Source organism: Reichenbachiella agarivorans, assembly GCF_025502585.1.
GTDB lineage: Bacteria > Bacteroidota > Bacteroidia > Cytophagales > Cyclobacteriaceae > Reichenbachiella > Reichenbachiella agarivorans.
This window is the reverse complement of sequence record NZ_CP106679.1, coordinates 50,430-63,456: the sequence shown is the minus strand read 5'-3', so window position 1 is coordinate 63,456 and position 13,027 is coordinate 50,430. Positions and strand designations below refer to the sequence as shown.

The window sequence follows — 13,027 nt, the reverse complement described above, 5'->3', positions numbered from 1 at the left end:
CATTTCATGATTTAGTAACGAACATTAGATTGTTAAAATCAAAAAACGATTACTAAATCTTAAATTTTAAATCTATGATTAAAAGAATACTCATGATGAGTTTGGCGCTTTGCACGACATTGTTCGTACAAGCTCAGACTCGCACGGTATCTGGTAAGTTGACCGATTCTGCGGATGGAGCAACTTTGCCAGGAGTCAATGTACTAGTGAAGGGCACTTCCACAGGTACGGTAAGTGATATGAATGGAGCTTATAGCTTAGAAGTATCAGAATCTGACGTTTTGGTGTTTTCATTTATTGGATATGTGAATTCAGAACAAGCAGTTGGATCCAAATCAGTAATTGATGTAGCAATGGTGGCTGATGTAGAGCAACTAGACGAAGTAGTAGTGACTGCATTGGGTATTGTCAGAGAAGAGCGTTCACTTTCTTATGCTGCGGCACAAGTAGATGGTGATGAGCTAGCTATGGCAAGAGAATCCAACATTGTAAACAACTTGTCAGGAAAGGTACCTGGTGTGAGTGTTTCTCCATCTGGTTCTGGAATGGGAGGTTCTTCTAAAGTGACCATCCGTGGAAATAGCTTTTTGTCTGGAAACAACCAACCACTCATCGTAGTAGATGGTGTGCCGATAGACAACATGGGAGCTGCAACCGACAACACTTGGGGAGATAGACAAATTGACTATGGTAACGGACTCAATGATATCAACATGGATGACGTAGAGAGCGTGTCTGTCTTGAAAGGCCCAGCTGCGTCTGCCCTATACGGATCTAGAGCGGGTAATGGTGTCATCATGATCACCACCAAAAGTGCCAAATCAGGTACAAGTGGAGTTTCTTTCAATTCAAATACTGTAGTAGAGATCCCAAGGGAATACCTCGAAATGCAGAATAAATATGGTCAAGGGAGTCTAGGTGTATTTGATCCTACATCTGGTGCGAGCTGGGGACCTGAAATGACAGGTCAGGAGATAACAGATTGGACTGGAGAAACCAAGCCTATGGAAGCAAAAGATAACGATATTCGTGACTTCTTGCAGAATGGCTTAAGTACAGTCAACACCATTGAAATGTATGCTGCGGATGATGTGAAGAACATCAGAGCCTCTGTAGGATATACTTACAACAAAGGTGTCTTCCCTACGAGTAACATCAAAAAGATAAATGCTGCTTTGAAAGGAGGAACCAAACTAGGCAAGTCCTTTGAAACAGAGTTTAGCATGAACTATAACAATACGCAGGGTGAAAACAGGATCAAATTGGCAAGAGACCCTGATAATCCATATTACTCGTATGCAATCATGCCACGTAGCATTAGTTACTCAGACTTGGAAAACAATGTGCGCGATGATGTGACCTATGCACCACTTCGTTGGAATGCAAATGGAGGAGTGATATTGAACCCATATTTTACTACTGCCTACAATACCAACGAGGATGCTAGAAATAGATTCATTGGTTATGGAAAATTGATCTACAATCTAGGTGATCACTTGACCTTCCATGTGAGATATGGTATGGATCATTATGACATGAGACAAAGAGATCAATTAGGTACAGGTGTTCCATATTGGTTTAATTCTGGTGATGTAAAACAAATTCTTACGAGTTCTACAGAAACCAACGTTGAGTTTATGGGGATGTTAAAGCCTATAGAGATTACAGGAGGATTAAAATTTAGCATGACATTGGGAGGTAATTTATTGGAGGCTAAGAGTTACTCTCAAACCTCTAGCGCCAATGGTCTAGTTGTCCCTGATTTTTATTCTATCAACAACTCATCAGACAAAGATGCTGCAGAATACATCTACAGAAAATCTATGAACTCTGTGTTTGGTATGGCACAGTTGTCATTCAAAGAGATGTTGTTCCTTGATATTACTGAAAGAATTGACTGGTCATCTACCTTGCCAGAGGACAATAGAAACTATGACTACCCATCGATCGGTTTGAGCTGGGTGATTTCTGACAGTTTCGATGGGATACCATCATGGATAAGTTTGGCAAAAGTACGTGGATCATATGCTGTAGCAGGTAAGGACGCAGAACCATATTCGTTGCAATTGACCAATACAATCACTCAATCAGGTGCAGCTCAGCCTACTACTAAGCCGAATAATGAGTTGAAAAGAGAGTTGGTTAAATCAAAAGAGGTTGGAGCAGATTTGAACTTGTTCAACAATAGATTCACTCTGGCATATACCTACTATCACAACAATACTGTAGATCAAATTATGCCTATTCCTGTCAATCCTGCTACAGGTTTTACACATGAAATGGTCAATGCTGGAAACATGCAAAACTCAGGTCACGAAGTAGGTTTGAATATCGGTTTGGTGAATACTCAGGCATTCAAAGCCAATGTTGGTTTGAACTGGGCGAAAAACATCAATAAAATCATCGAACTTCATGAAGGTCTAGATACCTATTTGATCGGAGATGGTTTGGTACAGGTAGTGGCTGAAGAAGGCGGAGCTTATGGAGATATCTATGGCTACACCTTCTTGAAAGATGACAATGGTCAATTGATATTGAATGGAGATGGTCAATTTCAGAGAAGCACTGAGCGAGTGAAAATGGGTAATTTCAACCCAGATTGGAATGCTGGTATCACAGGGTCAGCTAGCTATACAGGTGATTTCGGTACTGTTTCATTCTCTATCTTATTTGATTACATGAAAGGTGGTGATATTTATTCACTCACAAACTCACAAGCAGCAGCAGCAGGTACTAGTGCAGTGACTGCTGAAAACGACAGAGCCGAATACACTATCACTGGCGTAGATGCCAATGGTGCTGAGATGACTGGAACCATGACTGCTCAGCAGTATTGGACATCACTTTCTACAATTGATTCGGAGTGGGTATATGACAAATCAGAAGTTAACCTTAGAGAACTTACAGTGGGATACAGTATTCCATCTTCTAAGTTTGGAAACTCAGGTATCCGTGGTGCTTCTTTGAGTCTGGTAGGTAGAAACCTAGCAACATTTGGTAGCAAACTAAACGGAATACCTCCGTATGCTTATACCACCTCTAACCAACAAGGAGCGGAAGCCTACAGTGCAATTAGAACTGCCACAATAGGCTTTAATTTGAAACTTCAATTCTAAAATACGGATATCATGAAAGTAAAAATATTAACAAGTGTACTTGCATTGACCTTGATGTTCAGTGCATGTTCGGACTGGGAAGAATTAAATACAGACCCCAACAATCCATTGGCTGAAAATGTCGATCCAGGTCTCAAAGTAGGTAGTGTGTTTAAGGAAGCATGCCTTGCAGCAGAACTACACCAAAGGATTCATAACCTGTATGTAGACATGTTTGCTCAGTATTATACAGGTACTGGTTTTGGTTCCTACCAAGGAAACTCAGAAGACGGATGGACGTCACTCTACTGGGACAACCACTACAGATGGTTCAATTCTCTTAGTATCCTTATTAATCAGTATGGTGACAATGAGAGTTATGTGAATTCCGTGGCTGTCATGAAAATCTGGAGAGTGTGGATCACACATCGTGCGGTTGATTTGATGGGAGATATTCCATATTCAAATGTCATAGATGGTGTTTATGACACTGAAGAGAGTATTTACAAAGATATGCTGAGCCAATTGGAAGAGGCTGTTTCAAGCATAAATCCTGATTTGGCTATGTTTAGCGACCCAATTTACAACGGTGATTTGGCCAAGTGGAGCAAATTTGGCAACTCGTTGAGATTGAGATTGGCGATGAGAGTATCTGGTGTAGACGCAGCTTTGGCCAAGACGCACGCCGAAGCAGCAGTAGCTGGAGGTGTATTAGAGAGTCTTGCCAATATGCCTACTATGTATGCTAACACGCAGCTTTGGGGCGAGGGCTATAGCTACAACTACTATTTCTGGTGGGGTCCAGGTAACGGTGTTGCTATGAGCAAGACTTTTTATGACTTGACAATTGGTATCGGCGGGTTGGCATTTAATACAGCTGACGTAGGAGCTGCTGCTATCAACTATCCAGCGATGGTTGATCCTAGAGCGACGATTATCTTTGGTACATCTGATCAAAATACTGTAGACAGAGCTGAAGGTTTTGATGGCAGATGGGCTGGAATTGCTGCAGGCTTGAATGCTACCGAAAGAGCTGATCCATCCAATTTTGCACAAAACAACTCTCGTATCAACGTGACATTGAGAGGTGAATTCAATGGAGATAACAACCGTACATGGACGATTATGCCGATCTCGGAGGTTTGGTTCTTGAGAGCAGAAGGTGCATTGAACGGCTGGAATATGGGTGTAACAGCTCAATCAGCTTACGAAAGCGGAGTAGCTGCTTCATTTGAGTACTGGGGACTTAGCTCATCTGCTACCTATTTGGCTTCTGGAGAAGAAAACGGTATGGGGATTTCTGCATCATGGGGAGACGGAAAAGGTACTGACTTAGAGAAAGTTATGGCTCAGAAGTATCTTGGTGGATATCCTGACAATGGATGGGAAGCATGGGCTGATTTGAGAAGATTGGGACTTCCTGTTGTGGACTATGGTGTTCAGTTGAATACCAATGTACCAGCAGGAACACCTGTACAAAGAGTGAAGTACCCTACTTCGCAAAAAATATTAAATCCAGACAACTATGCAGCAGTAGCTAGCCAAGACCATGAAGGCAGAAAGCACTGGTGGTCTAAGTAAGTAATTACAGATTAGTTGATAATAAAAAGAGTCATGGCAACATGACTCTTTTTATTTATTATAGTGTGCGCGCACACATTTTATTTATTTGCTTATATTTGTATCCTAGTCGTTTAGCTTTAAAAGCTCCCGCTTTAGCTATTTTTTTTCGTAAGCCTGCTGAATAGAGCTAGTTTTAATTAATTATTAGTAGTTGATACTTTTAGAGTTTAGAGAGAAAACAAAGCCGGATTTTAGTTTTAGCGAAGCATTTTTAGTCAAAATTGTCAATTAAGATCCGGCTAGTTTTTCGTACATTTAGAGAGTTTGAAAAGTCATGATCACAACAGAAGAGAGACCTAAGATGAAGCGAATCAGCCGAAAAGAGTGGAGTACTTTGGAATCCACCAAATTTGAAAAAATTCATTCAGAGATATTCACAGATGCCGAAGAGGCATCTAAAATTGTAGCGCACGAAATCGCTGCATTGATCAGGTACAAGACAGAAAAAAATGAAAAGTGTGTGCTAGGGCTAGCTACGGGTTCTTCACCTATCAAAGTGTACAAAGAACTGATTCGCATGCACAGGGAAGAAGGCTTGAGTTTTCGAAATGTGGTTTCATTCAATCTCGATGAGTACTACGGACTCAGCAAGTCAGATGTTCAGAGTTACATCTATTTCATGCATCACCATCTTTTCGATCATGTGGACATCCTTGCCGAGAATATCAACATCCCTAATGGTAAAGTTCCCTACGAGCACATGTCAGAGGCATGTACTCAGTATGAAGAAAAAATTGAGAGCTACGGAGGCTTGGATTTCCAGCTTTTAGGAATTGGACGTACAGGTCACATTGGATTCAATGAGCCTGGTTCTAAGATCAATTCTTTGACCCGAATGATCACACTAGATCACCTTACCATTCAAGACAACGCCTTTGCATTTAGTAGCATGGCTGATGTGCCTACCAAAGCTGTGACCATGGGTGTGGGTACGATCCTCAATGCCAAGCGTGTCGTGATTCTAGCTTGGGGAATGAAAAAAGCTGAGATCGTAAAGAAAACAGTTGAGGGTGAAATGTCATCTGATGTGCCAGCTACTTTCCTCCAGCAACACAAGGATGTCTCTTTTGTAATGGATGAATCGGCAGCTTTGAACCTCACTCGGATACAAACTCCTTGGCTAGTTGGCGAATGCGAATGGACTGAGGCATTGAAGAGAAAGGCAGTCGTATGGTTGAGTCAAAAAGTGAAAAAACCAATACTCAAATTGACCGACAGAGACTACAATGACAATGGCATGTCAAATATTCTGGGTGAAGGGGGATCGTATCAAGTGAATATCAAAATGTTCAACCATTTCCAACATACTATCACTGGCTGGCCAGGAGGTAAGCCCAATGCGGATGATAGCCACAGACCAGAAAGAGCTAATCCAGCTAAGAAGCGAATCATTATTTTCTCTCCTCATCCAGATGATGATGTGATCTCCATGGGTGGCACTTTCTTGAGATTGGTAGATCAAGGACACGAAGTACATGTGGCATACCAAACATCAGGAAATATTGCTGTTGCAGATCATGAAGCTTATCGTTTCGCCGAGTTTGCCAAAAACTTGTATGAGTATGCTGCTGGCGAAAAGGCCGATGACAAGGTGTTTGATAAGTTGTTCAAACAACTCAAATCCAATACCAACAAAGATGTACTGCCTGTAGATGTAAGAAAGATCAAAGGATTGATCCGTAGAGGAGAGGCTATCAGTGCTTGTAGATACTATGGAATCCCTGACAGTCAAGTGCATTATCTAGATTTGCCTTTTTATGAAACAGGAAAAGTTGAGAAGAATCCTTTAGGTGATGCAGATGTCAAAATCATCAAGGATCTGATTGAAGAAATAAAGCCCCATCAAATATACGCAGCAGGTGATTTGGCGGATCCACACGGTACGCACGAGGTTTGTCTCAAAGGGATATTTGCTGCCGTGGAACAATTGAAGCCTGAGAAATTCATGAAAGACTGCTGGATGTGGTTATACAGAGGTGCTTGGCATGAGTTTCCAATCGACGAGATCGAAATGGCTGTGCCTATTAGCCCAGAGGAACTAATGAAGAAAAGGGTAGCTATTTGGAGACACCAATCTCAAAAAGATGGGGTAGTGTTTCAAGGAGAAGACGATCGTGAGTTTTGGCAGAGATCAGAAGATCGAAACAGAGCTACCGCTAAAGAATATGACGTGTTAGGTCTACCAGAGTATGAGGCTATTGAAGGTTTCGTGCGCTACCACTACTAGGTGACAAATACTATGAGGGCTTATGCATAGTAATGCGTAGGTTTGAGGTTAATCAGTTTAAAATTTGAATTCTGAATTATGTTATTAGAGACGATAGATTGGGTGATTATTGGGGTGTTTTTCCTCATTGTATTAGGGATTGGTTGGAAGGCCTCACTCTCTGCTGGGGAAAGTTCTAGTGAGTTTTTTCTAGGAGGACGAGGTATGCCTTGGTGGTTGCTAGGGATTTCTATGGTAGCCTGTACCTTTTCTGCAGATACACCCAATTTGGTTACAGGTTTTGTCAGAGAAAATGGTGTAGTGAAAAACTGGGCTTGGTGGGCATTTTTGATCACTGGTATGGTTACAGTATTTATTTACGCTCGTCTGTGGAGAAAATCAGCTGTCAATACAGATTTAGAATTTTATGAAATCAGATATGGAGGTAAAAAAGCATCTTTCCTCAGAGGTTTTAGAGCTATTTACCTAGGTGTATTTTTCAACTGCCTGATCATGGGTTCAGTGACCTTGGCGGCCATTAAAATTGGTGGGGTCATGCTAGGATTAGAGCCTTGGGTGATTGTAGTGGGTGCATCGATTGTTGTGGTGTTGTATGCCTCTTTGGGAGGAATAAAAGGGGTAGTATGGGCAGACTTTTTTCAGTATGGTATTGCTATGTTTGGAGCTGTCTATGCAGCCTATGTTGCACTGCAACAACCAGAGGTTAACGGTTTAGCCAATTTGATCACGCATCCAGCTGTTCAGTCCAAATTGAGTGTTATACCAGATTTTACAGATCCTTCTGTTTGGGTTCCATTGTTGTTATTTCCAATTGCAGTGCAATGGTGGGCGGTGTGGTATCCTGGTGCAGAACCAGGTGGAGGAGGCTACATCGCTCAACGCATGCTTTCTGCCAAAGATGAAAAAAATGCAGTGGGAGCTACCTTGCTTTTCAACTTCGCTCATTATGCGTTGAGACCATGGCCATGGATCATTGTGGCACTTGCATCTATTGTTATTTATCCCGACATGGCTTCTATTCAAGCTGAGTTCCCAAACATTGACCCTACCTATCTCAAGGATGATATTGCCTACCCTGTGATGCTGTCTAAATTGGGCACTGGATGGTTGGGTCTGGTGGTTGCTTCTATTATAGCTGCTTACATGTCCACAATAGGTACTCATCTCAACTGGGGTTCATCTTATTTTGTCAATGATTTTTACAAGCGATTTGCCAAGCCTGATGCAACCGAAAAGCAAATGGTGGCCATGGGTAGAATGACAACTGTAGTATTGATGATTCTGGCAGGTACTTTGTCTCTGACTATTTTGGACAATGCCACTGACGCTTTCAATATTCTCTTGTTGTCAGGAGCAGGTTCAGGTGCAATTTATCTCCTGAGGTGGTTTTGGTGGAGAATCAACGCACTTACTGAGATTGTTGCGATGATTCTGGCAACTGTTATGGCGGTTGTATTGACATTGTTTGTTGATGATGCGATGGTGGCCACAGAGCTACTGGATGGGATGACCATGAAGATTCTAATTACTACAGGAGCTGTTACGGTGACATGGCTAGCAACTGCTTTATTTACTGCTCCAGAGGATAAAGAAGTACTCAGAGCATTTTATAAATTGACCAAGCCAGGTGGGCCAGGATGGAAAAAAGTAGTGGATGAAGCCATTGCTGATGGTCAGCCTTGTGATGACAATGAGGGGGTTGTTTGGCAAATGCCACGACAGGTACTGTTGATATTTATTGGTTGTACTGTGATATATTCTTCTCTTTTTGCGATTGGGGGATTCGTATATGGCAACATGCTGCAAGGGATCATATTGGCTATTGTTGCTACAGTGGGTACGGTAGCATTGTTTAAAGTAATGAGCAAGCTCAATTTGAACTAAACGAAGGAAGGGATGAAGCGTCTGATTGTAGGAATAGATATAGGAGGGACAGGTACCAAGTTGGGACTTGTCGATTCCTTAGGGGAGGTGATAATTGAAGAAAAAATCAGTACAACAGGAGAGCACACATTTGCAGAGTTTATCACTACGCTGAGCAAAATTGTTAAGCAATGGTTACTAGCCTATCCTGATTATGAAATTGCAGGAGTGGGAGTGGGGGCACCAGGAGGAAATTTCTACACTGGGTGCATCACAGATGCTTCTAATTTGCCATGGAAGGGTAGCTTACCTCTCGTGGAGTTGTTGACAGCTGAGCTGAATGTGCCAGTGGTGTTAAGCAATGATGCCAATGCCGCCACTATGGGTGAGATGATCTTTGGTGCTGCAAAGGGGATGAAGGATTTTGTGATGATTACACTGGGAACAGGACTCGGAAGTGGTATAGTCACAGGAGGACGGTTGCTGATAGGTGCTGAGAGCCTTGCTGCCGAGCTAGGACATGTATTGATCAAGGGCAAGGGAGGAGGTCGTGCCTGTAAATGTGGAAGGAAAGGATGTCTGGAGACTTATGTTTCAGCCACTGGGATCAAAAGAACCTATCTTCATTTGTTAGCCAGTCAGGGGGAGCAAAGTAGATTGAGTGCTGTGCCTTTCGATCAATTAGAAGCAAAGGATATTGCGCAGGCCGCATTGGATGGAGATGAAATTGCCAAGAAAGCATTTGTTACTACGGGTAAAATTCTAGGCCGTCAATTGGCCAACATGGTTTCTATTGTTAATCCTGAGGCGGTTTTTCTTTTTGGAGGATTGGCATCTGCGGGTGATTTGATTTTTGAACCTACCAAGAAGTACATGGATGCCAATATGCTCAATATTTACAAAGCAGAGGTCAAGATCCTGCCTTCACAGCTAGAAGGTGCCAATGCTGCCATAGTTGGAGCGGCTAGTTTGGTGTATCAATACGAGCAAGATTCCAAAGAAGTCTTAGCTTAAGGTATGGAAGCACATTCTTAGATGGCAATTATTTTTAGATTGTGTGCTTGTTTTCTTTCGTCCAATTGCCTTTCCAGTTCTTCAAAATGAATTTGATTGTAGTATTCACTTTGTTTGAGTTTACCAAGCTGAAGTTCTACATCTCCCAATTCCTTAAAAACAGCCACGTTCTTTTTATTGCGTTCGTTGTAAGGATAATAAATAATTGCTCTCTTGAAATTGTTTTCCGCTTCTTCTAGTTCATTCGTTTCTCTGTAAATACGACCCAGTAACAAATATGACGTAAAAAGAAACTCTTCATACCCGTTTTCCATTTTGAGTTTCAAGGCTTCCAAGGCATGTACTTTGGCGCTACTGTAGTCTCTGGTGTAAAATTCTGATTCCCCTAATCCCTGTAGAGCTACCGCTTTTCTTCTTGGATGATTTTTGGCATATTCATTATCGAGTGAGGCAAGGAAGTATTCTATCGCAGAATTGTAGTTTTTAGTCTCTAGCATGAGATTGCCGAGGTCCGAAAGGCAGTATGCTTCATATTTTAAATCTTTAAAATCAGAAGCGTATTCCAGTGCTTTGTAATACGATTCTATGCATTCTATGTTGTTGGTTTGACTTTGGTTGTAGGCAAGGTTGTAGTAAACGATTGGTAACTGTTTACTATTTATTGTTTCATAAAGAGATATGGATTCTCTAAAATACTTGATGGATTTATCGTGAGTTTGTTTTTCTTGAAGAATTAAACCAATCATGTTCAAAGAACTTGCTTTAAGCCCTGGATTGGTTGTGCTTTCAAATGTTAAAGCCTTGGAATAATAGAATAAAGCAGAATCTAATTCTCCTTGTTCAAACCAGCTATATCCTATGATGCTGAATGCGTAAAGCTGATTGTAAGCACTGTTTGAATTAGCTATTATCTTCTTCGCATAAAAAATGGCAGAATCATATTGACCCCCAATCATCCTATTACTTGATTCTTTCAAGTCTATAGGTAAAGAGCCTGTCTTACCTCTAAAAAAATAAATACAGGCAATTGACCCCATTAAAAAAAGAAGCGAAAAGAGACCAATTTTTTTCTTCATAGCAATAAAGGTAAATTAAGTAGAGGAAGAATTCTACTTAATTTACCTTTATTGCTTTGTATTCTTTTTAAAGAATTGTAAAATCAAGAAGGAATTGGAGGAGTTTTTCCGTTGTCTCTATCTCCACTAGCACCGCCAGTTGCTTCTTTCGTGTCAATAGATGGTAAAATCAAATCTTCTTCTTGACTACAAGCTGATGCTAAAGTAAGGATGGTAAATGCTATTAATACTGCTTTTATAAATTTCATCTTTTGATTATTTAGTTCTTGTTATGTTTTTAGCTAGAGTAACGTCTGGTTGATTCTAATTAGAAGGGACAGGAGGTGTTTTTCCGTTATCTCTGTCTCCACTCGCACCACCAGTTGCTTCTTTCGTGTCAATAGATGGGAGTATCAAATCTTCTTCTTGGCTACAAGCTGATGTTAAAGTCAGGATGGTAAATACTACTAATGCTGCTTTTATAAATTTCATCTTTTGATTATTTAGTTCTTGTCATGTTTTTAGCTAGAGTAATGTCTGGTTGATTCTAATTAGAAGGGACAGGAGGTGTTTTTCCGTTATCTCTGTCTCCACTCGCACCACCAGTTGCTTCTTTCGTGTCAATAGATGGGAAAACCAAATCTTCTTCCTGGCTACAAGCTGATGCTAAAGTGAGGATGGTAAATACTACTAATACTGCTTTTATAAGTTTCATCTAATTGATATTTAGTTAGTTAATAAGCAAATATGTGTATAATATTTTATATTACATGCAACGGTTGTATAATATTTTTATTTTTTTTCATGATTAATGAACGAATTGTAGATTCTTGATATAAGTGCATAAAAAAAGCTGACATTAGCCAGCTTTTTTTATTCTGTGTTTATAAGAAAGTCCGTACTATAAGTTGGATGCTATCATTACACGCTTTTCCAATTGTGTGAATTGTACTTTAGTTTTTAAGTGAGGGAGCGAGGGCATTGATGATTTCTTGCATCTTCTTATCCGTGTACCTTCCTTGTGCAGTATGAATGATCACGCCATCAGGATCTAATATGAAAAAGTAGGGTAGATCAGATTCCTCTAGTTTGAGCAGGTTTCTGTATTGATTCATAGTTCCTTCATAAAACAATACATGTGGTCTAAGCCTAGGGTCAACAGTTTCCTGCACTTTTTTCATTGTGTTTTTATAGGCAGGTCTTTTGGCGCCAGTGAGCATAGGAATGAAGTATGTATTGATGTCATATTCAAACTTAAATGGATTAGGTGTCTCTGATTTGTGAATGAAGTTGTTGTAAACTGGTGAAAACCAGTGTTGCAAATCTTCTTCTGCCTTTTTGGAATAGGCCAAGCCGATCAAAGCATACTTACCTTTGATTTGAGAAGGGAGATCAATCATGTTGTTGGTTAGGGATTCTGTTGCCATGTCTGGAAATACACCACCGACTTGAGCTAAGCTGTTGAAGCTGATAATTAATAGAGCAAAGAAAATTATTCTCATAACTGTTTGATTTTCATTTTGTGAAGAGTAAAAATAGAAAATAGTTTGCTGATGATTTTAAGTTTGTTGGAATTTAGCTTTGCTAAGGTCTACTTTTGAGTCCTGCAAAATCAATTTATTAAATTAATAAGCTACAAGAATGAAAATATGGTATTCGTGCAAAGTGAAGTATGGTAAGGTGAATGACGAAGGAATCATGAAACAAACCACAGATGTTTTCTTGGTGGATGCCATGAGTTATACTGAGGCTGAGTCGCGTATTTATGCTGCGATGGAGCGAGATGTCAGTGGCGAGTTTGCCGTTACCAATATCTCCAAAACCAACATCGGTGAATTAATCCATTTTGAAGATGCTGATTATTGGTACAAGGCAAAAGTGACTTACTCTAGTGTAGATGGTGATAGTGGCAAGGAAGTAAATGTAAACACCTACTTCTTAGTGAATGCTGAAGACCTAAAGCATGCCTTTGATCGAGTGAGTGATAGTTTGAATTCTATGCTAGTGCCTTTCGAAATTCCATCAATAGCAAAAACCAATGTGGTGGAAGTTTACCCTTACGACGCAGAGGAAGAAGAAATTCCTGATAACTTGAAACCTCTCTCTGAAATAGAAGAAGAGGTAGAAACTGAATGATTTTTTACATTAGA

Annotated in this window: 11 protein-coding genes; 6 read left to right on the top strand and 5 right to left on the bottom strand. The window is 40.5% G+C overall.

Annotated features, from left to right (window positions below):
• Positions 1-74 precede the first annotated feature (74 nt).
• The 5 genes from N6H18_RS00250 (at position 75) to N6H18_RS00230 (ending at position 9,822) form a co-directional block, all read left to right on the top strand.
• Positions 75-3,116 (top strand): SusC/RagA family TonB-linked outer membrane protein, encoded by a 3,042-nt coding sequence (locus N6H18_RS00250; protein ID WP_262309840.1) that lies wholly within the window; start codon positions 75-77, stop codon positions 3,114-3,116.
• 12 nt (positions 3,117-3,128) lie between these two features.
• Complete coding sequence (locus N6H18_RS00245; protein ID WP_262309839.1) at positions 3,129-4,676, top strand: SusD/RagB family nutrient-binding outer membrane lipoprotein; 1,548 nt, start codon at positions 3,129-3,131, stop codon at positions 4,674-4,676.
• A gap of 316 nt (positions 4,677-4,992) precedes the next feature.
• On the top strand, positions 4,993-6,945 hold the full coding sequence (nagB, locus tag N6H18_RS00240) for a glucosamine-6-phosphate deaminase (protein ID WP_262309838.1): 1,953 nt from the start codon (positions 4,993-4,995) through the stop codon (positions 6,943-6,945).
• 78 nt (positions 6,946-7,023) lie between these two features.
• On the top strand, positions 7,024-8,829 hold the full coding sequence (locus N6H18_RS00235) for a sodium:solute symporter family protein (protein WP_262309837.1): 1,806 nt from the start codon (positions 7,024-7,026) through the stop codon (positions 8,827-8,829).
• 12 nt (positions 8,830-8,841) lie between these two features.
• Complete coding sequence (locus N6H18_RS00230; RefSeq protein ID WP_262309836.1) at positions 8,842-9,822, top strand: ROK family protein; 981 nt, start codon at positions 8,842-8,844, stop codon at positions 9,820-9,822.
• A 17-nt stretch (positions 9,823-9,839) separates the two neighbouring features.
• Here N6H18_RS00230 and N6H18_RS00225 read toward each other — a convergent pair whose 3' ends face one another.
• From N6H18_RS00225 to N6H18_RS00205, 5 genes are all read right to left on the bottom strand, one after another.
• Positions 9,840-10,898 (bottom strand): tetratricopeptide repeat protein, encoded by a 1,059-nt coding sequence (locus N6H18_RS00225; RefSeq protein WP_262309835.1) that lies wholly within the window; start codon positions 10,896-10,898, stop codon positions 9,840-9,842.
• An 83-nt stretch (positions 10,899-10,981) separates the two neighbouring features.
• Positions 10,982-11,146, bottom strand: a complete 165-nt coding sequence (locus N6H18_RS00220) for a hypothetical protein (RefSeq protein ID WP_262309834.1) — start codon at positions 11,144-11,146, stop codon at positions 10,982-10,984.
• A 55-nt stretch (positions 11,147-11,201) separates the two neighbouring features.
• Positions 11,202-11,369 carry a hypothetical protein gene (locus tag N6H18_RS00215; protein WP_262309833.1) on the bottom strand — a complete coding sequence of 56 codons (168 nt, stop codon included), beginning with the start codon at positions 11,367-11,369 and terminating at the stop codon, positions 11,202-11,204.
• A 55-nt stretch (positions 11,370-11,424) separates the two neighbouring features.
• Positions 11,425-11,592, bottom strand: coding sequence for a hypothetical protein (locus N6H18_RS00210; protein WP_262309832.1), 168 nt, complete (start codon positions 11,590-11,592; stop codon positions 11,425-11,427).
• Positions 11,593-11,830: 238 nt separating this feature from the next.
• Positions 11,831-12,379, bottom strand: coding sequence for a hypothetical protein (locus tag N6H18_RS00205; RefSeq protein WP_262309831.1), 549 nt, complete (start codon positions 12,377-12,379; stop codon positions 11,831-11,833).
• A gap of 139 nt (positions 12,380-12,518) precedes the next feature.
• Here N6H18_RS00205 and N6H18_RS00200 point away from each other — a divergent pair, with 139 nt between their 5' ends.
• On the top strand, positions 12,519-13,013 hold the full coding sequence (locus N6H18_RS00200; RefSeq protein WP_262309830.1) for a DUF4494 domain-containing protein: 495 nt from the start codon (positions 12,519-12,521) through the stop codon (positions 13,011-13,013).
• Positions 13,014-13,027 lie beyond the last annotated feature (14 nt).